Consider the following 22,032-nt stretch of genomic DNA (forward strand, 5'->3'; position numbering starts at 1 on the left):
GGTGCTTGTGGAGAAAAAAGATATTTTTGAATCGGTTTCTAGTATGGAAGAGCAAATTGGACATTTATACAAACAGTTGGGAGAGTTAAAACAGCATCTTGCAGAGTTGTTGGAAGAAAACCAGCATATAAAAATGGAAAATAACAATTTGCGACGCCGTTTTGAAGAAGTGCAGAATAAAGAAAAACAAAAACCTCAAAAACGTAAAGAAGTGAAGCCGAAAACAGATATTGGTGAGGGCTATGACAATTTAGCGAGACTGTATCAAGAAGGTTTTCATATTTGCAATCTACATTATGGAAGTGTACGTAAAGAGGGAGATTGTTTGTTCTGTCTGTCATTCTTAAATAAAAAGTGAAATTACCTTTCCAATTATAATTGGAAAGGTAATTTTTTATACATGAAATAGGGTAGGTTAAGGGTAAGAAAAGGAGCAGTATATGAATTTATATGAAGATGAACGTTTAGATTACTTATTAGCGCAAGACATGAAGATTATACAAAGCCCATCAGTATTTAATTTTTCTTTAGATGCTGTTTTACTGGCAGATTTTGCATGGGTACCAATTCAAAAGGGGAATTTACTTGATTTGTGTACAGGTAACGCAGTTGTCCCCCTTCTATTAAGTACAAGAACAAAAGGAAAGATTACTGGTGTGGAAATTCAAGAACGCTTATATGATATGGGAGTAAGAAGTGTTCAATATAATGGGCTGGAAGAAAGAATTCACCTCATACATGGAGATTTGAAAGATATGCCAGAGAAACTCGGACGTCATCAATATGATGTTGTTACATGTAATCCACCATATTTTCAAACACCTCAAACTTCAGAGAAAAATATGAATGAACATTTAGCGATAGCTCGTCATGAAATTATGTGTACATTAGAAGATGTTGTATCTGCAAGTAGTCAGTTAGTAAAACAAGGTGGGAAAGTGGCGTTTGTACATCGTCCAGGGCGATTACTCGACATTGTCACATTAATGCGTAAATATAAAATTGAACCAAAGCGTGTGCGATTTGTTTATCCTAAGGTTGGAAAAGAAGCAAATACATTGTTAATTGAAGGAATTAAGGATGGAAATGCAGATTTAAAAATTTTACCACCTCTCGTTGTATATGAGAACAATAACGAATATACAAAGGAGATACGTTCAATTTTATATGGAGAAGAATAAGCATTTTTTTTATGTGGTAGAGTGCTCTGATGGAAGTTATTATGCTGGATATACAAACCATATAGAAAAACGAATACAGACTCATAATAGCGGCAAAGGAGCTAAGTATACACGCGTCAGGCTTCCTGTCGTTTTAAAATATGTAGAGACCCATGATGATAAACGTACAGCTATGCAAGCGGAGTATTACTTTAAGCAATTAACGAGAAAACAAAAAGAGGCATATATGCAAAAAGGAGAACGCTATGTGGCAACAAAAAAGCTTTCAACAAAATGAAAAGGGAGTTTTATATTTAGTACCAACTCCTATTGGAAATTTAGAAGATATGACATTTCGTGCAATCCGAATTTTAAAAGAAGTTGATTTAATTGCTGCTGAAGATACGAGACAAACGAAAAAACTTTGTAATTATTTTGAAATTGAAACACCTGTCACGAGTTATCATGAGCACAATAAAGAAGTAAGTGGGAAGAAAATATTAGAGAAATTAGAGGATGGAAAGAATGTAGCACTTGTTAGTGACGCTGGTATGCCGTGTATTTCTGATCCAGGTTACGATATTGTTGTTGAGGCAGTAGCTGAGCAATATCATGTAATTCCGCTTCCTGGAGCAAATGCAGCCCTTACAGCATTAATTGCATCTGGTCTTGAAACAAAGCAGTTTTATTTCTATGGTTTCTTGCAGAGAAATAAAAAGGAACGAAAGATGGAGTTAGAAAAGCTTCGTTATGTACAAACTACAATGATGTTTTATGAAGCGCCTCATCGTTTAGATGATACTTTAATTTCGATGCAGGAAGTGTTGGGAAATAGAGAGATTGTATTATGTCGGGAGTTAACGAAAAAATTTGAGGAATTTATTCGAGGAACAGTCGAAGAAGCAATTGAGTGGACGAAGCAAAATGAGGTACGTGGTGAGTTTTGTATTTTAGTAGCTGGTTCGACAGAAGAACCTGCTCCAGAAGAACAATGGTGGGAATCTCTTTCAGTATATGATCATATTGAACACTATATAAATGAAAAAGGTATGAATTCAAAAGAAGCGATTAAAACAGTCGCTAAAGATCGAGATTTGTCGAAAAGAGATGTATATCAAATCTATCATGTCGATAAAAAATAAGCTTCTCATAATTGAGAAGCTTATTTTGCTGTTTCGATATAATCTTGAAGTTCGTTTAAGATTTGCTCAGCGCCTTCTTTGCTTAAGATGATTTTACCTTCAGCTAAAGAAAGGTTACCGTCAGATACTTCACCAGTTACTTGGCAAGTCATGTTTGGTTTATATTTTTTTAAGATGATTTTCTCGTCATCAACATAGATTTCAAGAGCATCCTTTTCTGCAATACCTAAAGTACGGCGTAATTCGATTGGAATTACTACACGACCTAATTCATCAACTTTACGAACAATACCAGTAGATTTCATAATTTTTTTCCTCCTAAATAAATAGTTTATAAGTTTCGAGTCTATTTTTAGATTCGTCATTTTTCGACAAAATACCCTATGGACATATGATACCAATCATTTACATTTCCGTCAATTCTTAAATTCTATATTTTTTAAAAAGATTTATAGATTTCTTATTTCTTATATATAATAGATTGAGAGGAAATTCCACAATTATTTACATTGTTTTCTGAAAAATTAACAAATTTTAAGTGGAGATTGTATATTTTTTTGGAATATGAGCAATAGATGATAAAGATATCGAGCATTAAGAACCCAAATTCAAAATTAGGTTGGGGTAAAGAAGATAAGTGAGATTCGGGCTGCTCGTAAAAGCCCGATTGATGTGGGCTAATAATCAGTGGGGATGAACAAAAACCCCGCTGATTAAAGTTTCACTTTATATATGAGTTTTTGATATACTGTTTATAAATACATATGAGGTTATTCGGGAGGTCCAAAACAATGACAGAGGAAAATAAGTCCTTTTATATTACTACCCCAATTTATTATCCAAGTGGAAAATTACACATTGGACATGCTTATACGACAGTAGCAGGAGATGCAATGGCACGATATAAGCGTATGCAAGGATACAATGTTCATTATTTAACAGGAACTGATGAGCATGGACAGAAAATCCAAAAAAAAGCAGAAGAATTAAATATTACACCACAAGCATATGTGGATAATATTGTTGCAGGAATTAAAGAACTTTGGGAGAAGATGGATATCTCTTATGATGATTTTATTCGTACAACTGAAGATCGTCATAAAGATGTTGTTGAAAAAATCTTTAAGCAACTAGTAGATCAAGGTGATATTTATCTTGATGAATATGAAGGTTGGTATTCTGTACAAGATGAGACATTCTATACGGAGCATCAATTAGTAGATCCAATTATGGAAGGTGACAAAGTAGTTGGAGGAAAAAGTCCAGATAGTGGTCATGATGTAGAACTTGTTCGTGAAGAATCATATTTCTTTAGAATGGGTAAATATGTCGACAGACTATTAAAATTCTATGAAGATAATCCACATTTCATTCAGCCAGAGTCTCGTAAGAATGAAATGATTAATAACTTCATTAAACCAGGCTTAGAAGATTTAGCAGTTTCTCGTACTTCATTTGACTGGGGAGTTCGTGTTCCAGGTAATCCGAAACACGTTATTTACGTATGGGTTGACGCATTATCTAACTACATTACAGCATTAGGTTATGGAACAGAAAATGAAGAGATGTATAAGAAATTCTGGCCGGCAGATGTGCATTTAGTTGGAAAAGAAATCGTTCGTTTCCATACAATTTATTGGCCAATCATTTTAATGGCATTAGATTTACCTCTTCCGAAAAAAGTCTTTGCTCATGGCTGGATTTTAATGAAGGATGGAAAGATGAGTAAGTCAAAAGGAAACGTAGTAGATCCAGTTACATTGATCGATCGTTACGGATTAGATGCATTACGTTATTACTTACTTCGTGAAGTTCCATTCGGATCTGACGGTGTATTCACACCAGAAGGATTTGTGGAGCGTATTAATTTCGATCTAGCAAATGACTTAGGTAACTTATTAAATCGTACAGTAGCTATGATTGATAAGTACTTTAACGGAGAAATCCCTGCATTTAAAGCGAATGTAACGGAATTTGATGAAACGTTAGTAACGTTTGCAAAAGATACATTGAAAAAAGTAGAAGAGGCAATGGAGAATATGGAGTTCTCTGTAGCGTTAGGATCTATTTGGCAATTGGTTAGTCGTACGAACAAATATATTGATGAAACACAACCATGGGTATTAGCGAAAGATGAGAATGATCGTGAAAAGTTAGCTTCTGTAATGGCTCATTTAGCAGAAGTACTTCGTCAAACAGGTATTATGCTTATGCCATTCTTAACAGTAGCACCAAGCAAGATGTTCGCTCAGCTTGGCCTTACTGATGAGGCTCATAAATCTTGGGAAAGTCTATCTACAATTGGCTGTATTCCAGCTGGAACAAAAGTAGAAAAAGGAAACCCAATTTTCCCTCGCTTAGAAATGGAAGTGGAAGTAGAGTACATTAAGGAACAAATGAAAAGCTCTGCTCCTAAAGTAGAAGAGAAAAAAGAAGAAGAACCGAAGGCAGAAGAAATTACAATTGATGATTTCTTTAAAGTAGAATTACGCGTAGCTGAAGTACTATCTGCTGAACCTGTGAAAAAAGCAGACAAGTTGTTAAAAATTCAACTAGACTTAGGCACAGAAAAGCGTCAAGTTGTTTCTGGAATTGCGAAATTCTATTCGCCAGAGGACCTAAAAGGTAAAAAGGTTATTTGTGTAACAAACTTAAAACCTGTAAAATTACGCGGTGAATTATCGCAAGGTATGATTTTAGCGGGTGAAGAGAATGGCGTATTGTCATTAGCATCAATTGATCAAAATCTACCAAATGGTACAAAAATCAAGTAATTAAGACAAGAAAAGAGATGTTTCACGTGTAACATGTGTGAAGCGTCTTTTTTCTTTTTACACTCTCTATTTTTGCATTAAGATTGTAGTATTGTTATCGTTAAGTTATTAAAGAACTTATTTTTGTAGAATAAACTTGATTTCAATATAAAAGGAGTTATGTATTATGTTGTTTGATACACATTCACATTTGAATGCAGAGCAATTCGAAGAAGATTTGCAAGAAGTTATTGCCCGAATGAAAGAAGCGGGAGTTACTTATACAGTTGTTGTTGGTTTTGATGAAGTAACGATAAAAAAGGCGATGGAATTAGCTGAAGCCTATGATTTTATTTACGCTGCGGTTGGATGGCATCCAGTTGATGCAATTGACATGACAGAAGAACATTTAGCTTGGTTAGAAGAACTTGCTTCTCATCCTAAAGTCGTTGCACTTGGAGAAATGGGTTTAGATTATCACTGGGATAAGTCTCCAAAAGAAATACAGAAAGAAGTATTCCGTAAACAAATTACATTAGCTAAAAAAGTGAAATTGCCGATTATTATACATAACCGCGATGCAACTCAAGATATTGTTGATATTCTAGAAGAAGAGAATGCAGCTGAAGTAGGAGGCATTATGCATTGCTTTAGCGGCAGCGTAGAAGTAGCAGAGCGATGTGTTGATATGAACTTTTTAATTTCGTTAGGCGGACCAGTTACATTTAAAAATGCTAAGAAGCCGAAAGAGGTTGCTACGGAGATTCCATTAGAGAAATTGTTAATAGAGACGGATTGTCCGTATCTAACGCCGCATCCATTTCGAGGGAAACGAAATGAACCGAGTTATGTAAAACTCGTAGCAGAAGAAATTGCGAATTTAAAAGGAATTTCTTATGAGGAAGTAGCAGAAATGACAACCAAAAATGCAAAATTTTTATTTGGTGTTGAATAAAAAAGAATGGGGAAACCTGTTCTTTTTTATTTTGAAAAAACACTAGTAGAAGTGATGAAGAAAATAAATGTGAATGATGAAGTGTTACAATAAGGACAGAGAACAAAGATTTTTCTATTCTATTTTTTAAAATATAAGAATGGGGAAAATAATAATGGAAAAGTCGTCATTTTTTTGTTTTACTAAGTAGAGACGAAACGAGTGTGGAGGCAAGCATGAAAATAAAAGAGATTATCGTTGTAGAAGGTAAAGATGATACAGTTGCGATTAAGCGTGCTGTTGATGCGGATACAATTGAAACGAACGGTTCAGCAATCGGTGATCATGTTATTGAGCAAGTTAAATTAGCGCAACAAAAAAGGGGCGTTATTATTTTCACAGATCCGGATTATCCTGGAGAGCGTATTCGAAAAATTATTTCTGACAAGGTTCCCGGCTGTAAGCATGCCTTTTTACCGAAGGAAGAAGCGCTTGCTAAAAGGAAAAAGGGAGTTGGGATCGAACATGCTTCTAATGAGTCGATCCGCCGTGCTCTAGAGAATATACATGAAGAAATGGAAGTTTATACAAGTGAAATTAGTTGGAGTGATTTAGTCGATGCGGGCTTAGTGGGCGGAGAAATGGCAAAGAGCCGCAGAGAAAGAATGGGTAAGCTATTAAAGATTGGTTATACAAATGCAAAACAGTTACATAAACGATTACAGATGTTTCAAGTTTCAAAGGAATTATTTGGAGAAGCTTATAAGCAAGTAATACAGGAGGAAAAAAAATGAAGGATATCGCAACGCCAAATCGTACAAAAGACATTGTTGAAAAGTATGGATTTTCATTCAAAAAAAGTTTAGGACAAAACTTTTTAATTGATACAAATGTATTAAATCGTATTGTCGATCATGCTGAAATTGGTTCAGAAAGTGGTGCAATTGAAATTGGACCAGGTATCGGTGCATTAACAGAGCAATTAGCGAAGCGTGCTAAAAAAGTAGTGGCTTTTGAAATTGATCAAAGACTATTACCAATTTTAGATGAGACGTTAGCACCATATGGTAACGTTACAGTTATTAATAAAGACGTACTAAAAGCGGATGTACATGAAGTATTTAATGAGCAATTTGAAGAAGGGCAAGATGTAATGGTAGTAGCTAACTTGCCATACTATATTACAACGCCAATTTTATTTAAATTGCTTGAAGAAAAGTTACCAGTTCGTGGATTTGTTGTTATGATGCAAAAAGAAGTTGGAGATCGTTTAGCTGCTAAACCTGGAACGAAAGAGTATGGTTCTTTATCGATTGCCATTCAGTATTATACAGAAGTTGAAACAGTTATGACTGTACCGCGTACAGTGTTTGTACCACAGCCAAATGTTGATTCTGCAATTATTCGCCTTCTAAAGCGTCCGAAACCGGTTGTAGAGGTGACAGATGAAACATTCTTCTTTGAAGTAGTACGAGCAAGTTTCGCACAGCGCCGTAAAACTTTAATGAATAATTTATCAAATAATTTAAATGGTTTCCCGAAAGATAAGGAATTATTGGATCGAATTTTAACAGAAGTAGGAATTGATCCAAAGCGAAGAGGCGAAACGCTATCTATTGAAGAGTTTGCAACATTAAGTAATGCATTGGTTCTTCATAAATTATCATAAGAATATGAAAGGGACAGTTCAACTTGAACTGTCCCTTTTGTCACCTTTCTCCCTCTAAATTCATATTTTAAAAACAGGTAAGATGGCCTAATGAGTTTGGAGGTAGGAGAATGGCTTTACATGTTGGAGAATTAGTGGAACGATATTCTCATAAGAGGGATATTCTTTTTCGTATTATAGAAATAAAAGGCGAGATAGCTATATTGTTTGGAGAGGAAATTAGACTGGTGGCGGATGCGCCACTTGAAGATTTAATTAGTATAGATCAACGAGAACATAAAAAAAGGGTGAAGCGTGAGAAAGAAACAATGGAGCGCACGTATCGTTTGTTTCAACAAGATTATGTGTTAATGAAACAAAGGCATGAACATACTTCAACTGGTGGATACACAAGTGAGGTGAATTATTTTCAAATGCCGGGACGTGTATTGCATATAGATGGAGACCCTTTATATTTGCGCAAGTGCTTAGACTTATATAACAAAATTGGCGTTCCTGTACAAGGTATTCATTGTAAAGAAACGGAGATGCATGAAAAAGTAGTAGACTTAATAGATCACTTTCGCCCAGACATTCTCGTTATTACGGGGCATGATGCATATACAAAATCGAAAGGAGTGAAGGGAGATTTAGCGGCATATAGGCATTCAAGGCATTTTGTACAGGCTGTTCGAGAAGTGCGAAAAAAATATCCATCATTGGATCAACTTGTTATTTTTGCTGGGGCATGTCAATCGCACTTTGAGGCACTAATTCGTGCAGGGGCCAATTTCGCTAGTTCACCATCTAGAATTAATATTCATGCACTAGATCCCGTATATGTAGTTGGTAAAATTAGTTTTACTTCATTTATGGAGAGAGTCAATGTATGGGATGTCGTACGTAATACAATTACTGGTGAAAAGGGACTAGGTGGAATTGAAACGAGAGGGATTTTACGAACGGGATTACCTTTTCAACATTACGAAGAGTAAGCAGGGTACATATGTATCTTGCTTTTTTGTATGGAAGGATTTAAATGAATTTGGATAAAAAGAGGCAAGAACGTACAGACTACGTAATGATACTTTTACAATATAGTATTTCTTCTATCTATTCAAACGCAAGATGATATTAGCTGTGAATCGCGGTTAATAATTAGGATAGATATATAGTGCTTTAAGTGTTCAATCTAAATTACAGCGAGGTGTAGCGAAGTATATGTCAAAACGTTTAGATGAAATTAAAAGCGAATTAGATCACCATCTTGGACAGCGACTTATGTTAAAAGCAAATAGTGGAAGAAGAAAAACTGTGGAGCAATCAGGTGTACTAGCAGAAACATACCGTTCTGTTTTTGTTGTACAATTGGATCAACAAGAAGATGCGTTGCAACGTGTATCTTATAGTTATGCAGATGTTTTAACAGAGACAGTAGAGTTAACATTTTATGGAGACCCTCATAATGAGGTCATTTTATAATCCATATATCATTACATATATTCCCATAAATGAAAAGCTATATTATTTTGCATACTAACTATACCGTAGCAAAATAAGGAGGGACTCTGCATTGAGTAGACGAAGAGGTGTCATGTCAAACCAATTTAAAGAAGAGCTAGCAAAAGAGCTTGGCTTTTATGATGTTGTTCAGAAAGAAGGATGGGGCGGAATTCGTGCGAAAGATGCTGGTAACATGGTGAAACGTGCTATAGAAATTGCAGAACAGCAATTAATGAAACGAAACCAGTAGTTGTAAGATACTTTCTATGCTACGGTAGCCGAGGAGACATTCCTCGGCTTTTTGTACTCTAAAAGGTGCCATCATTTTACATAAGTAGTTTCATTCTGAATGCTTTTCGTTATAATTAGGGAAGTGTCATCGTCTTACTATAAATTTATGGTAAAATAAACGATAAAAGATTGAGTACATAGAGTGGGTGAATAGATTGAAGCTACTAGTGAAAGCACCAGCAAAGATTAATCTGTCGTTAGATGTACTGGGAAAAAGACAAGACGGATATCATGAAGTGAAAATGATTATGACAACCATTGATTTAGCAGATCGTCTAGAACTAACGGAATTAGCAGAAGACCGTATTGAAATTTTATCCCATAATCGGTATGTCCCAGACGACCAACGAAATTTAGCTTATCAGGCAGCGAAATTATTAAAAGAGAAGTTTAATGTAAAAAAAGGTGTATCTATTACTATTGAAAAAACGATTCCAGTAGCAGCTGGATTAGCAGGTGGAAGTAGTGATGCAGCAGCGACATTACGTGGTCTTAATAAATTATGGAATTTAGGGCTTACAATTGATGAGTTAGCAGAGCTTGGCGCAGAAATTGGATCAGATGTATCGTTCTGTGTATACGGCGGCACAGCAATTGCCACTGGAAGAGGAGAGAAAATTGAGCATATAAAGACTCCGCCTTCTTGTTGGGTTATTTTAGCGAAACCACATATAGGTGTATCTACTGCTGATGTGTATGGAAATTTAAAGTTAAATCGAGTTACACATCCAAATGTAGATAAAATGGTTGATGTCATAAATTCTGGAGATTATAAAGGGATTTGTGATACTGTTGGTAACGTTTTAGAAGATGTAACATTTGGAATGCATCCTGAAGTTGCACGTATTAAATCACAGATGAAGCGATTCGGAGCGGATGCTGTATTGATGAGTGGAAGTGGTCCAACTGTATTTGGACTTGTACACCATGATTCTCGAATGCATCGCATTTATAACGGGTTAAAAGGATTTTGTGAACAGGTCTATGCGGTACGTTTATTAGGAGAGCGAGAAACGCTTGAATAAAGACGTATAATACGTTATGATTTGTTTAGAATATTCGTGATTTGAGGTGAGAGTATGAAAATTAGAAGAAGTACAAGATTAGTCGATATGACTTATTACTTGCTACAAAACCCTCGTCAGCTAGTATCTCTCACTTTTTTTGCTGAAAGGTATCAATCGGCTAAGTCTTCCATTAGTGAAGATTTAGTTATTATTAAGCAAACGTTTGAACAACAAGGGGTCGGCACATTGCAAACGATACCAGGAGCAGCAGGAGGAGTGAAATATATACCGTATATAAGTGAAGAAGAGGCAGATCTAATTATTGATGAGCTTTGTGGCTTATTTGAAAATCCAGATCGTATTTTGCCTGGCGGTTACTTATACATGACAGATTTATTGAGTAATCCTCGCCATATTAATGGCGCAGGTCGTTTGTTTGCTTCTGTTTTTGCTAGGCAATCAATTGATGCGGTTATGACGGTGGCAACGAAAGGGATTCCACTTGCTTATGCAGTGGCAAATTACTTAGATGTACCAGTTGTAATTGCAAGGAAAGATAATAAGGTAACAGAAGGTCCGACTGTTAGTATTAACTATGTGTCGGGTTCTTCTAAACGAATTCAAACAATGACATTAGCAAAACGCAGCCTTCCAGAAGGATCGAATGTTTTAATTATTGATGACTTCATGAAAGCTGGTGGAACGATTCAAGGTATGATGAGTATGTTAGAAGAGTTCAAGGCTAATGTTGTTGGTATTGGTGTATTAGTAGAATCCACAGATATTGAAGAACGACTAATTAATAATTTTGTATCATTAATTCGTCTATCGGAAGTTGATGTGAAAGAAAAAACGATTCAAGTGGAAAAAGGGAATTATTCTCTTGCACCATTTGATGAAGGGCTTGTAGAGGCTGAATAAAAGGTAGAGCAGATAGCTCTATCTTTTTTTATTTTATTTATAGATTATAAAATAGATGGACAAACTGCCTTTCGTACACTATTTTTAAAGAGTAAAATAAATAATAAAAGGGTGAAAAGTATGAAAGTTGTTCAAACAAGCAAGGCACCACAAGCGATTGGACCTTACTCACAAGGGATTATTGTAAATAATATGTTTTATAGCTCAGGACAAATTCCATTAACGGAAAATGGGGAGCTTGTAACAGGAGATGTAACAGTACAAACAGAACAAGTATTTCAAAATTTACAAGCGGTATTAGAGGAAGCAGGTGCTTCATTTGATACAGTCGTAAAAACAACAGTATTTTTAAAGGACATGGATGATTTTAATGCAGTGAATGAAGTATATAGCTCTTATTTCTCTACTCATAAACCAGCTCGATCTTGTGTGCAAGTAGCAAAATTACCGAAAGATGTTTCCGTTGAAATTGAAGTAATCGCCCTAGTTAAGTAACCTTTTGTAAGCGATAACCTCCACTAATCTCTATATTCAACTACATTAAAAATTTTTATCTTAAAAATTTTTAAAAAATTAAAGGGAAAATAGAAAATTTGTGGAATTTATACAAATATATCGCTTATTTAGAAAAGGGTGGTGAACACAAGATGGAAGTGACTGACGTAAGATTACGCCGCGTAAACACAGAAGGCCGCATGAGAGCAATTGCCTCTATTACTTTGGACCATGAATTTGTTGTTCATGATATTCGTGTAATTGATGGTAATAATGGATTATTTGTAGCAATGCCAAGTAAACGTACTCCAGATGGAGAGTTCCGTGACATTGCACATCCGATTAATTCTGGTACACGCTCTAAAATTCAAGATGCGGTTTTAACAGAGTATCATCGTTTAGGCGAGTTAGAAGAGGTTGAGTTTGAAGAAGCAGGTGCTTCGTAAAATTCGAATGAAAAGGGCTTTGACGAAAAGCCTTATAATTTTGTAGCAAACTCCTGTAAGCATTTACAGGAGTTTGTTTTTTTTACTTTATATTTGTAAATTTCATAATTCATTAATATAAAAAGAAGAAACTACTAATTTTTTCAAAATCATTTTAAATAGTATAGCTTATTTCTTAAAAAAGATACTAAAGAGTAAAACATCTTATAAGAATTATGGTAAAATTTAATAGTTAAAATGTGTTTCTTGAAATATATGATGATTTAGGATAATATCTTTAATGGATAAATAGGTTGCGATGGAGGGTCTATATGTCAAACAGATTTGCAGTGATTCTAGCTGCAGGTAAAGGCACACGTATGAAGTCTAAGCTATACAAAGTGCTGCATCCTGTATGTGGAAAACCCATGGTACAACACGTAGTCGATCAAGTATCTCAATTAGGATTGCAGAAACTTGTAACGGTTGTTGGACATGGTGCTGAAATGGTACAAGAACAGCTAGGAAACGTAAGTGAGTTTGCATTACAAGCAGAACAACTTGGTACAGCACATGCTGTAGATCAAGCTGCAAGTGTACTTGCAAATGAAGAAGGAACAACTTTAGTTATTTGTGGTGATACGCCGCTAATAACTGCTGAAACGATGGAAGCATTACTTCAGCAACATAAAGAAGCAGGAGCAATGGCGACGGTGCTAACAGCGTACATAGAAGAACCTGCTGGATATGGCCGTATTGTTCGTAATGAGAATGGTCATGTTGAAAAGATTGTTGAGCATAAAGATGCAAATGAGAAAGAATTAGCTATTAAAGAAATCAATACAGGTACGTATTGTTTTGATAATAAGGCTTTATTTGCTTCACTTTCTAAAGTTTCAAATGATAACGTACAAGGTGAATATTACCTTCCAGATGTTATTGAGATTTTAAAAAATGAAGGTCATATCGTATCAGCTTATCAAACAGAGCAGTTCGATGAAACGTTAGGTGTTAACGACAGAGTCGCTCTATCGCAAGCGGAAATTATTATGAAAAACCGTATCAACCGAAAGAACATGGTAAATGGTGTTACAATTATTGATCCAAGTAACACTTATATTTCTGCTGATGCAATTATCGGTAGTGATACAGTTCTTCATCCAGGAACAATTATTGAGGGGAACACTGTAATTGGTTCTGATTGTGAAATTGGACCGCATACAGTAATTCGTGATAGTGAAATTGGAGATCGTACGACAATTCGTCAATCTACTGTACATGATAGTAAACTTGGTACAGAAGTATCGGTTGGTCCATTTGCACATATTCGCCCAGATTCAGTTATTGGAGACGAAGTACGCGTTGGAAACTTCGTGGAAATCAAAAAAACTGTCTTTGGTAATAGAAGTAAAGCTTCACACTTGAGTTATATCGGGGATGCACAAGTTGGAGAAGACGTGAATCTTGGTTGTGGTTCAATTACGGTGAACTATGACGGTAAGAATAAATTCAAAACTGTGATTGGTAATGGGGTATTTATTGGATGTAATTCAAACCTTGTTGCTCCAGTAACAGTTGAAGATGGTGCTTATGTGGCAGCAGGCTCTACAATTACAGAGAATGTTCCATCAAAAGCATTATCGGTAGCACGTGCACGTCAAGTTAACAAAGAAGACTATGTTGATCAATTGCTGAATAAGAAAAAATCATAATGTGGAGGGTTAATCTAGATGTCGACTCAATATCTAAATTCTAATTTGAAAGTATTCTCTTTAAACTCTAATAAGGAACTTGCTGAGCAGATTGCAAAGCATATTGGAGTAGGACTAGGAAAATGTTCTGTTGATCGTTTTAGTGATGGAGAAGTTCAAATTAACATTGAAGAAAGTATCCGTGGTTGCGATGTATTCATTATTCAATCTACAAGCTTCCCAGTAAACGAACATATCATGGAATTACTTATTATGATCGATGCATTAAAACGTGCATCTGCGAAAACAATTAATATTGTTATTCCTTATTATGGTTATGCGCGTCAAGACCGTAAAGCGCGTTCTCGTGAACCAATTACATCGAAACTTGTAGCAAACTTGCTTGAAACAGCAGGTGCAACTCGTGTAATCACTCTAGATTTACATGCTCCACAAATTCAAGGGTTCTTTGATATCCCAATCGACCACTTAATGGGTGTACCGATTCTTTCTGATTACTTTGAAACAAAAGGTCTTAAAGATATCGTAATCGTGTCTCCTGATCATGGTGGTGTAACTCGTGCAAGAAAAATGGCAGATCGTCTAAAAGCGCCAATCGCTATTATTGATAAGCGTCGCCCTCGCCCGAACGTATCAGAGGTAATGAACATTATCGGTAATATTGAAGGCAAAACAGCGATTTTAATTGATGACATCATTGATACAGCTGGTACAATTACATTAGCAGCAAACGCTCTTGTTGAGAACGGTGCTTCTGAAGTATATGCTTGCTGTACACACCCAGTATTATCTGGTCCAGCAATTGAACGTATTCAAAATTCAAATATTAAAGAGTTAGTTGTAACGAACTCTATCGTATTACCGGAAGAGAAGAAAATCGACAAAGTACATGAACTTTCAGTTGCTCCATTAATCGGAGAAGCAATCATTCGTGTATACGAAGAAGAATCTGTGAGTGTATTATTCAATTAATTGGATAGAATGAGACGTAACCAAAATTGGTTACGTCTTTTCGTATCGAAAAAAGAAAGTAGTGGTACAAGAATGAAATTGATAGTAGGACTTGGGAACCCAGGTAGAGAATATGAATTAACAAGGCATAATATTGGATTTATGGCCATTGATGAACTTGCGAAGCGTTGGAACATTTCTTTGAATGAACAAAAATTTAAAGGTGTATTTGGTGCAGGTTTTGTTAATGGAGAAAAGGTAATCTTATTAAAGCCGCTAACATATATGAATTTATCTGGAGAAAGTATTCGTCCACTCATGGATTATTATAAAATTGATGTTGAGGACTTCGTTGTTATGTACGACGATTTAGACATTCCTGTAGGTAAATTGCGTCTTCGCATGAAAGGTAGTGCTGGTGGACATAATGGTGTAAAGTCAATGATTTCACACCTAGGAACACAAGAATTTCAACGTATCCGTATGGGAATTGATCGCCCGAAAAATGGAATGAAGGTAGTCGATTATGTATTAGGACGCTTTACATCTGAAGAGATTCCGGATGTTAACCATTCTATTGAAAAAGCAGCGGATGCATGTGAAGAGTGGCTAAATAAGCCTTTTCTCCAAATCATGAATACTTTCAATAGTTAAAAATGAGATTAGGAATATTTCTTTTTTGTTTTACCCATACTAGTAGTAATTTAATTTTTAGGAGGCTAGTATGGAAGGGTATTATTATTGCAGACACTGCGGAGGTAATGTAGGCTCCATTAACGCAGAAAAAGTATATAGCGACGTTTTATTTCAACTAACAGAGCAAGAAGTAGTAGAGATGATTCATTTTCATGAGAATGGAAATATATATATAAAAACGATTTGTGAATCGTGTCAAGAAACGCTCGCATCTTATCCTGAGTATTATGAATATGAAAAATTTCTGCAATAAAATGTTGTCGCTTTGGCATGTCCAAAGCATTTTTCTGTTTTCCTTTTCCGAAATATTTGCATAAAATAGAATGGCTTGCTCTTTATGTTGAGAGGAGTTTTAAAAATGATAGGTTTATTAGAGCAATTTTATAAAAATAAAGAGATACAATCAGTTATTAATGGATTAGAAGATGGGTTAAAGGAACAACTTATATCAGGGATGGCAACGTCTTCTCGTTCATTATTAATGGCGGCTTTATATAAAAAAACAAAAAAATCACAATTAATCGTGACACATAACTTATACCAAGCGCAAAAAGTACATGAAGATTTAGTGGCGTTACTTGGTGAAAAAGATGTGTGGCTATATCCAGTGAATGAACTTATAGCATCGGAAATTGGGGTTGCAAGTCCAGAATTGAAGGCGCAACGTATAGAAGTGTTAAATCGCTTGGCTGCTGGAGAGAATGGAATCATTGTAGCTCCAGTGGCAGGATTGCGTAGATTTTTACCAATAAAAGAATTGTGGAAGCAAAAGCAAGTTGAAATCAATCTAGGGCAAGAGATTGATTTAGATGCGCTCTTGCATACTTTACATCATATTGGCTATGAACGTAAGTCGATGGTAGAAGCTCCAGGGGAGTTCAGTTTGCGCGGGGGAATATTAGATATTTATCCTTTAACTGAAGAACTACCATTTCGTATTGAATTCTTCGATACAGAAGTCGATTCTATTCGATTATTTGATGTGGATGAACAGCGTTCTCAAGGAAAAAAAGAAAGCGTTAAGTTTGGTCCGGCAACAGAGTTTTTATTTTCACAGGAAGAATTAAAATCAGGAATTCAGCATCTTGAAGAAGGTTTGACTAAGACGATGCAAAAACTTTCTGATGATAAACTAAAGACTACAGTACTTGAGACGGTAAGTCATGAAATTGAGATGTTGAAAAACGGGCAAAGTATAGAACAGATGTTTAAATACTTATCTATTTTCTATAAAGAACCTGCTAGTCTGATAGATTATTTACCAGAAGACGGTGTTGTAATTTTAGATGAGATTTCCCGTATTCAAGAAACAGCATCACATCTGGAAACAGAAGAGGCGGAATGGTATATATCACTTCTTGGTGAAGGAACAATTATTCAAGATTTATCTTTCTCTCACGCATTCGAGGGATTTCTTCATCATAAAAAAAGAAATTTTGTATATTTAACGTTATTCTTGCGTCATATTGCACACACGCATCCGCAAAATATTGTAAATGTAACATGTAAAACAATGCAAGATTTCCATGGACAGATGAATTTGTTAAAAACAGAAATTGATAGATGGAATGAAGGGCATTTTACGACTGTTGTACTTGGAACAGATGATGAACGTGTGAAAAAATTACAACATATTTTAAGTGATTATGATATTGAGGCAGATATTGTGGAAGGTACAGATATCTTATTGCCTGGAAGGTTACAAATTGCTGTAGGTGATTTACATGCAGGATTTGAAATGCCGATGCAAAAGCTTGTTGTCATTACTGAAAAGGAGCTTTTTCATAAGAAAGTTAAAAAATCACAACGTAAACAAAAGTTATCGAATGCTGAACGTATTAAAAGTTATTCGGAATTAAAAGTTGGAGATTATGTAGTTCATGTAAATCATGGTATAGGTAAATTTTTAGGTATTGAGACATTAGAGATTAATGGTGTTCATAAAGATTATTTAAATATTAAATATCAAGGTAATGATAAGTTATACGTTCCAATTGAACAAATTGATCAAGTCCAAAAATATGTAGGGTCTGAAGGTAAGGATCCAAAAGTTTACAAATTAGGCGGTAATGATTGGAAGAAGGTTAAAACGAAAGTTGAAAAATCTGTACAAGACATTGCGGATGACCTAATTAAACTATATGCTGAACGCGAAGCTTCAAAAGGCTATGCATATACGCCAGATACAGCAGAACAACAAGAGTTCGAATCATCTTTCCCATATCAAGAGACAGAGGATCAGTTACGTTCTATTGACGAGATTAAAAAAGATATGGAACGCGGACGCCCGATGGATAGGCTCCTTTGTGGTGATGTAGGGTATGGAAAGACTGAAGTGGCTATTCGTGCGGCATTTAAAGCAATTATGGATGAAAAACAAGTTGCAATTTTAGTACCGACAACGATTCTTGCGCAGCAACACTATGAAACAATTCGAGAGCGTTTTCAAGATTATCCAATCAATATAGGATTATTAAGTAGATTCCGTACGAGAAAACAACAAAATGAAACGATTAAGGGTTTAAAGGATGGCACAATAGATATTGTAATCGGAACACATCGTATTTTATCTAAAGATGTTACTTATAAAGATTTAGGGCTTCTTATTATTGATGAAGAACAAAGATTTGGTGTGACGCATAAAGAGAAAATTAAACAATTGAAGGCGAATGTTGACGTATTAACATTAACGGCAACTCCGATTCCACGGACGCTTCATATGTCTATGCTTGGTGTGCGCGACTTATCTGTTATTGAGACACCGCCAGAAAATCGTTTCCCAGTCCAAACGTATGTAGTAGAGTATAATCCAGCATTAATGCGAGAGGCGATAGAGCGAGAGCTTGCAAGAGGCGGTCAAATTTACTTCCTATATAACCGTGTAGAGGATATTGAAAGAAAAGCAGATGAAATTTCGATGTTAGTTCCAGATGCCCGTGTAACATACGCACATGGGAAAATGAACGAAAGTGAATTAGAGTCTGTTATGCTATCATTTTTAGAAGGACAGCATGATGTTCTTGTAAGTACAACAATTATTGAGACGGGTGTAGATATTCCGAATGTAAATACGTTAATTGTATTTGATGCAGATCGTATGGGATTATCACAGTTGTATCAGCTTCGTGGGCGTGTTGGACGTTCTAATCGTGTTGCATATGCATACTTTGCCTATAAACGTGACAAAGTGCTGTCAGAGGTTGCAGAGAAGCGTCTGCAAGCAATTAAAGAGTTCACGGAACTTGGATCTGGTTTCAAAATTGCGATGAGAGATTTATCTATTCGTGGAGCAGGTAATTTGTTAGGGGCAGAGCAGCATGGATTTATTGATTCTGTCGGATTTGATCTATATTCTCAAATGTTAAAAGATGCAATTGAACAGCGTAGAGGAACAGATGGGGCTGAAAATACAGTTAATGTTGAAATTGACTTAGAGGTAGATGCATACTTACCAGATGCTTATATTTCAGATAGTAAGCAAAAAATTATGATGTATAAACAATTTAGAGGTGTTTCTGCAATTGAGGATATTGAAGAATTGCAGGAAGAAATGATCGATAGATTCGGTGATTATCCACAAGAAGTCGGTTATTTATTACAAATTGCAAATATCAAAGTGTTGGCAATGAAAGAACAAATTGAGTTAATTAAACAGAATAAATTTGAAGTAACATTCCTGTTTTCTGAACAAGCAAGTCAAAATATTGATGGTGGAAAATTATTCATGCTTGGAAATAGTTTTGGACGTATGATCGGTTTAGGAATGGAAGGATCACAATTGAAAATTGTTATGAAAACAAATGGTTTAGAGACATCGAAGTGGTTAACAATTGCTGAAAATTTATTAAAAGGCTTACCAGATGTAAAAAAAGAAGTAATAAATGCCTAAAATAAGATAAAAAAATACAATTCGACGTGCATAGAAGAACTAATGTGTAAAATACTATGTCTAACAGTTGGTGATTTTTACATGAACAGGTAAATTCACCACTTTGATCATCAGTAGAAAGTGAGGCAGCATTAGAATGAAAGCAACTGGAATCGTACGTCGAATTGATGATTTAGGCAGGGTAGTAATCCCGAAGGAAATTCGTAGAACTTTACGTATTCGAGAAGGAGACCCACTAGAAATATTTGTTGATCGCGATGGAGAGGTAATTTTAAAGAAGTATTCTCCAATTAGTGAACTAGGTGATTTTGCAAAAGAATATGCTGAGGCTTTATATGACAGCTTAGGACATAATGTGCTTGTCTGTGATCGAGATTCTATCATCGCAGTATCAGGCGTATCGAAAAAAGAATACTTAAATAAAAGTGTTGGCGATTTAATCGAAAAAACGATGGAAGAACGAAAGTCTGTTATTATGACGGACGAAAGTGATATTTCCATTATCGATGGTGTAACAGAAAAGGTTCATTCTTATACAGTTGGACCGATTGTTGCAAACGGAGACCCGATTGGAGCTGTCATTATTTTTTCGAAAGAAGCTATTATAAGCGAAATCGAGCATAAAGCGGTTAATACTGCTGCCAGTTTCTTAGCGAAACAAATGGAACAGTAAGGGTGTATAATTTTAGAAGTAGCAATTTTTCCTAATTATGATCTTTCTTTTTGAGAAATCAATTATTTGGAGATATATGTATATTGAATAAAGGTAGCGCTTTGCTACCTTTTTTCGTTGAGTATTTTTAACGGTGCAGGAACCTATTATTACCCGTGGTGGTAAGGCAGCTTGTTCATTTCTTTATGATATAATACGAGAGGTGAGAATAGAAAAAGGAGTTTTCTTATATGGAAGCGAAGAAGTATCAAGCCTTTTGGCGCGGGGCTATTATATTAACGATTGCAAGTTTTGTTACAAAAGTATTAAGCGCTTTTTACCGTATTCCATATCAAAATATAGCGGGTGATATTGGTTTTTATATTTATCAACAAATTTACCCGTTTTATGGATTTTGTTTAATTTTAGCTACTTATGGGTTTCCTATTATCATTTCGAAAATGGTTGCAGAACGACTAGAGCGGGGAAAACAAAAAGAAGCAGAAGAAATTATTTGTGTATCTTTTTGGTTTTTATTGGGAATTGGTTTTATAGGCTTCTTTACATTGTTTTTTGGGGCCAAAACAATTGCGATAGCTATGGGCGATATATACTTAGATAAGTTACTACGTGTTATTTCATTTTCATTCTTATTGATGCCGTTTTTGTCTGTAGCAAGAGGGTATTTTCAAGGCTTCAATAATATGATGCCAACAGCTGTTTCGCAAGTAATAGAACAAACAATTCGAGTTTCTATTATTGTATTTTTATCGCTATTCCTAATTGCTCACGGATTTGATTTATATACAGTTGGTGCAGGGGCTATGTTAGGCTCAATTGCGGGTGGACTTATTGGGATTATTGTACTTATGTTGTATATGCGTCGAGATTTTCGTTCTATATTTTTCAAAAGTGTAGCGAGAATTAAGGGCAAAAGGAGGATAATTAAAATCCTTTTTTGGCAGGGGTTAGCGATTTGTGTTAGTAATTTAGTGCTTATTTTTATACAGATGGCAGATTCAATATCCTTGTACACCTTACTTATTGGTGCGGGAGAACAGGTTGAAAGTGCAAAGGTATTAAAGGGTGTTTATGATAGAAGTATTCCGCTAATGCAATTAGGTACTGTTGTGACGACTTCTTTCTCGTTGTCACTTATTCCAATTATTACAGCGGCGAAGGAAAGAGGAGATCTTTCCTTTATTCAAGAAAAGGTAAAGTTAGCAATGAAAATAACACTTGTTATTGGACTTGCAGCAGCTATTGGACTAACTTGTATTATTCAACCTACGAATATTATGTTGTTTGAAAATAGTGATGGATCAGATGTTTTATCTATTTTATCTTTATCTATTTTATTTAGCTCGTTGTCAATTACGACGGCTTCTATTTTACAAGGGTTGGGACAAACATTTAAGCCAGCATTATTTGTTGTATTTGGAGGTTGCTTAAAGTTAGCGTTAAATTATATATTTATGCCTTATTTTGGTGTGAAAGGGGCAGCCTTTGCGACTTTGTGTGCGTTAATTATAATTTCTGGGCTAAATAGTTTGTTGCTTATGAGAGCTGTATCAGGATCGCTTATCAATAAGCGAAATATGTTAGGTGTAGTGATTAGTGGTATCTGTATGGGATTTGTATTAATGATGTTCACACGTGTGTTGCAGGTGTCTGGATTAGTAATTGATACGGAACATAGAGGAATCGCGACGCTTGAAGCGTTGCTAGGTGTAGTTGTCGGCGGATTGACATATATGTTTTTAATTTTGAAATTACGTGTATTTACAAAAAAAGAATTAGGAACCGTTATGAAACAAGAGAAAAAAGAAGGTTCATTGAAGAAGAGTGGATAG

Annotated in this window: 23 protein-coding genes; 22 read left to right on the forward strand and 1 reads right to left on the reverse strand. The window is 35.4% G+C overall.

Going from position 1 to position 22,032, the window contains the following annotated elements; translation table 11 throughout:
• Positions 1-7 precede the first annotated feature (7 nt).
• From yabA to rsmI, 4 genes are all read left to right on the forward strand, one after another.
• A complete protein-coding gene (gene yabA, locus AC0ONG_RS26435) occupies positions 8-358 on the forward strand; it encodes a DNA replication initiation control protein YabA (RefSeq protein ID WP_000412064.1) in 351 nt (116 codons plus the stop codon).
• A gap of 82 nt (positions 359-440) precedes the next feature.
• Positions 441-1,181, forward strand: coding sequence for a tRNA1(Val) (adenine(37)-N6)-methyltransferase (locus AC0ONG_RS26440; protein ID WP_001055355.1), 741 nt, complete (start codon positions 441-443; stop codon positions 1,179-1,181).
• A complete protein-coding gene (locus AC0ONG_RS26445; protein ID WP_000414350.1) occupies positions 1,168-1,458 on the forward strand; it encodes a GIY-YIG nuclease family protein in 291 nt (96 codons plus the stop codon). Before AC0ONG_RS26440 ends, AC0ONG_RS26445 begins: the two co-directional genes overlap by 14 nt.
• Positions 1,427-2,302 (forward strand): 16S rRNA (cytidine(1402)-2'-O)-methyltransferase, encoded by an 876-nt coding sequence (rsmI, locus tag AC0ONG_RS26450; protein WP_000267816.1) that lies wholly within the window; start codon positions 1,427-1,429, stop codon positions 2,300-2,302. Before AC0ONG_RS26445 ends, rsmI begins: the two co-directional genes overlap by 32 nt.
• 20 nt (positions 2,303-2,322) lie before the next feature.
• Here the strand turns inward: rsmI and AC0ONG_RS26455 are convergent, their stop codons facing one another.
• On the reverse strand, positions 2,323-2,607 hold the full coding sequence (locus AC0ONG_RS26455) for an AbrB/MazE/SpoVT family DNA-binding domain-containing protein (RefSeq protein WP_000843036.1): 285 nt from the start codon (positions 2,605-2,607) through the stop codon (positions 2,323-2,325).
• A gap of 486 nt (positions 2,608-3,093) precedes the next feature.
• Here AC0ONG_RS26455 and metG point away from each other — a divergent pair, with 486 nt between their 5' ends.
• The 18 genes from metG to AC0ONG_RS26545 all read left to right on the forward strand — a co-directional run bounded on the left by metG (position 3,094) and on the right by AC0ONG_RS26545 (position 22,032).
• Positions 3,094-5,076 (forward strand): methionine--tRNA ligase, encoded by a 1,983-nt coding sequence (gene metG / locus AC0ONG_RS26460; protein ID WP_000134138.1) that lies wholly within the window; start codon positions 3,094-3,096, stop codon positions 5,074-5,076.
• Positions 5,077-5,242: 166 nt separating this feature from the next.
• A complete protein-coding gene (locus AC0ONG_RS26465) occupies positions 5,243-6,010 on the forward strand; it encodes a TatD family hydrolase (RefSeq protein ID WP_000895845.1) in 768 nt (255 codons plus the stop codon).
• A gap of 215 nt (positions 6,011-6,225) precedes the next feature.
• The gene (rnmV, locus tag AC0ONG_RS26470; protein WP_000692841.1) at positions 6,226-6,783 is read left to right on the forward strand and encodes a ribonuclease M5; all 558 of its coding nucleotides are present in this window, start codon (positions 6,226-6,228) and stop codon (positions 6,781-6,783) included.
• Complete coding sequence (gene rsmA, locus AC0ONG_RS26475) at positions 6,780-7,658, forward strand: 16S rRNA (adenine(1518)-N(6)/adenine(1519)-N(6))-dimethyltransferase RsmA (protein ID WP_000651548.1); 879 nt, start codon at positions 6,780-6,782, stop codon at positions 7,656-7,658. Before rnmV ends, rsmA begins: the two co-directional genes overlap by 4 nt.
• Positions 7,659-7,768: 110 nt before the next feature.
• Positions 7,769-8,632 carry a sporulation peptidase YabG gene (yabG, locus tag AC0ONG_RS26480; protein WP_001173734.1) on the forward strand — a complete coding sequence of 288 codons (864 nt, stop codon included), beginning with the start codon at positions 7,769-7,771 and terminating at the stop codon, positions 8,630-8,632.
• A 226-nt stretch (positions 8,633-8,858) separates the two neighbouring features.
• Positions 8,859-9,119 (forward strand): biofilm formation stimulator Veg, encoded by a 261-nt coding sequence (gene veg / locus AC0ONG_RS26485; RefSeq protein WP_000044347.1) that lies wholly within the window; start codon positions 8,859-8,861, stop codon positions 9,117-9,119.
• Between the two features lie 91 nt (positions 9,120-9,210).
• Positions 9,211-9,390: an acid-soluble spore protein SspF gene (gene sspF, locus AC0ONG_RS26490; RefSeq protein WP_002094215.1), complete on the forward strand. Its 180-nt coding sequence runs from the start codon at positions 9,211-9,213 to the stop codon at positions 9,388-9,390.
• A gap of 196 nt (positions 9,391-9,586) precedes the next feature.
• Complete coding sequence (ispE, locus tag AC0ONG_RS26495) at positions 9,587-10,456, forward strand: 4-(cytidine 5'-diphospho)-2-C-methyl-D-erythritol kinase (protein ID WP_000772104.1); 870 nt, start codon at positions 9,587-9,589, stop codon at positions 10,454-10,456.
• Positions 10,457-10,510: 54 nt separating this feature from the next.
• Positions 10,511-11,359, forward strand: coding sequence for a pur operon repressor (gene purR / locus AC0ONG_RS26500; RefSeq protein WP_000702467.1), 849 nt, complete (start codon positions 10,511-10,513; stop codon positions 11,357-11,359).
• A gap of 120 nt (positions 11,360-11,479) precedes the next feature.
• Positions 11,480-11,854, forward strand: a complete 375-nt coding sequence (locus tag AC0ONG_RS26505) for a RidA family protein (RefSeq protein WP_000869823.1) — start codon at positions 11,480-11,482, stop codon at positions 11,852-11,854.
• A gap of 152 nt (positions 11,855-12,006) precedes the next feature.
• Positions 12,007-12,300: a septation regulator SpoVG gene (gene spoVG, locus AC0ONG_RS26510; protein ID WP_000454041.1), complete on the forward strand. Its 294-nt coding sequence runs from the start codon at positions 12,007-12,009 to the stop codon at positions 12,298-12,300.
• A 311-nt stretch (positions 12,301-12,611) separates the two neighbouring features.
• On the forward strand, positions 12,612-13,991 hold the full coding sequence (glmU, locus tag AC0ONG_RS26515; protein WP_000071039.1) for a bifunctional UDP-N-acetylglucosamine diphosphorylase/glucosamine-1-phosphate N-acetyltransferase GlmU: 1,380 nt from the start codon (positions 12,612-12,614) through the stop codon (positions 13,989-13,991).
• An 18-nt stretch (positions 13,992-14,009) separates the two neighbouring features.
• Entirely contained in the window at positions 14,010-14,963 is a 954-nt protein-coding gene (locus AC0ONG_RS26520; RefSeq protein WP_000107420.1) for a ribose-phosphate diphosphokinase, read from the forward strand.
• Between the two features lie 72 nt (positions 14,964-15,035).
• A complete protein-coding gene (gene pth / locus AC0ONG_RS26525) occupies positions 15,036-15,596 on the forward strand; it encodes an aminoacyl-tRNA hydrolase (RefSeq protein ID WP_014894852.1) in 561 nt (186 codons plus the stop codon).
• 70 nt (positions 15,597-15,666) lie between these two features.
• Positions 15,667-15,891 carry an anti-sigma-F factor Fin family protein gene (locus tag AC0ONG_RS26530; protein ID WP_000399438.1) on the forward strand — a complete coding sequence of 75 codons (225 nt, stop codon included), beginning with the start codon at positions 15,667-15,669 and terminating at the stop codon, positions 15,889-15,891.
• A 105-nt stretch (positions 15,892-15,996) separates the two neighbouring features.
• A complete protein-coding gene (mfd, locus tag AC0ONG_RS26535; protein WP_000579721.1) occupies positions 15,997-19,527 on the forward strand; it encodes a transcription-repair coupling factor in 3,531 nt (1,176 codons plus the stop codon).
• A 136-nt stretch (positions 19,528-19,663) separates the two neighbouring features.
• Positions 19,664-20,200 (forward strand): stage V sporulation protein T, encoded by a 537-nt coding sequence (gene spoVT / locus AC0ONG_RS26540; RefSeq protein WP_000648306.1) that lies wholly within the window; start codon positions 19,664-19,666, stop codon positions 20,198-20,200.
• Between the two features lie 230 nt (positions 20,201-20,430).
• A complete protein-coding gene (locus tag AC0ONG_RS26545) occupies positions 20,431-22,032 on the forward strand; it encodes a putative polysaccharide biosynthesis protein (protein WP_000387575.1) in 1,602 nt (533 codons plus the stop codon).

The organism is Bacillus sp. TCT6, assembly GCF_056033845.1.

Bases quoted from the DNA above. Each gene is read 5' to 3' on its own strand.
- veg (WP_000044347.1), top strand. From the start codon at position 8,859: ATGTCAAAACGTTTAGATGAAATTAAAAGCGAATTAGATCACCATCTT.
- rsmI (WP_000267816.1), top strand. From the start codon at position 1,427: ATGTGGCAACAAAAAAGCTTTCAACAAAATGAAAAGGGAGTTTTATAT.
- rsmA (WP_000651548.1), top strand. From the start codon at position 6,780: ATGAAGGATATCGCAACGCCAAATCGTACAAAAGACATTGTTGAAAAG.
- AC0ONG_RS26505 (WP_000869823.1), top strand. From the start codon at position 11,480: ATGAAAGTTGTTCAAACAAGCAAGGCACCACAAGCGATTGGACCTTAC.
- spoVG (WP_000454041.1), top strand. From the start codon at position 12,007: ATGGAAGTGACTGACGTAAGATTACGCCGCGTAAACACAGAAGGCCGC.
- pth (WP_014894852.1), top strand. From the start codon at position 15,036: ATGAAATTGATAGTAGGACTTGGGAACCCAGGTAGAGAATATGAATTA.
- metG (WP_000134138.1), top strand. From the start codon at position 3,094: ATGACAGAGGAAAATAAGTCCTTTTATATTACTACCCCAATTTATTAT.
- AC0ONG_RS26465 (WP_000895845.1), top strand. From the start codon at position 5,243: ATGTTGTTTGATACACATTCACATTTGAATGCAGAGCAATTCGAAGAA.
- glmU (WP_000071039.1), top strand. From the start codon at position 12,612: ATGTCAAACAGATTTGCAGTGATTCTAGCTGCAGGTAAAGGCACACGT.
- spoVT (WP_000648306.1), top strand. From the start codon at position 19,664: ATGAAAGCAACTGGAATCGTACGTCGAATTGATGATTTAGGCAGGGTA.
- AC0ONG_RS26440 (WP_001055355.1), top strand. From the start codon at position 441: ATGAATTTATATGAAGATGAACGTTTAGATTACTTATTAGCGCAAGAC.
- AC0ONG_RS26545 (WP_000387575.1), top strand. From the start codon at position 20,431: ATGGAAGCGAAGAAGTATCAAGCCTTTTGGCGCGGGGCTATTATATTA.
- yabG (WP_001173734.1), top strand. From the start codon at position 7,769: ATGGCTTTACATGTTGGAGAATTAGTGGAACGATATTCTCATAAGAGG.
- purR (WP_000702467.1), top strand. From the start codon at position 10,511: ATGAAAATTAGAAGAAGTACAAGATTAGTCGATATGACTTATTACTTG.
- AC0ONG_RS26445 (WP_000414350.1), top strand. From the start codon at position 1,168: ATGGAGAAGAATAAGCATTTTTTTTATGTGGTAGAGTGCTCTGATGGA.
- mfd (WP_000579721.1), top strand. From the start codon at position 15,997: ATGATAGGTTTATTAGAGCAATTTTATAAAAATAAAGAGATACAATCA.
- AC0ONG_RS26520 (WP_000107420.1), top strand. From the start codon at position 14,010: ATGTCGACTCAATATCTAAATTCTAATTTGAAAGTATTCTCTTTAAAC.
- AC0ONG_RS26530 (WP_000399438.1), top strand. From the start codon at position 15,667: ATGGAAGGGTATTATTATTGCAGACACTGCGGAGGTAATGTAGGCTCC.
- rnmV (WP_000692841.1), top strand. From the start codon at position 6,226: ATGAAAATAAAAGAGATTATCGTTGTAGAAGGTAAAGATGATACAGTT.
- AC0ONG_RS26455 (WP_000843036.1), bottom strand. From the start codon at position 2,607: ATGAAATCTACTGGTATTGTTCGTAAAGTTGATGAATTAGGTCGTGTA.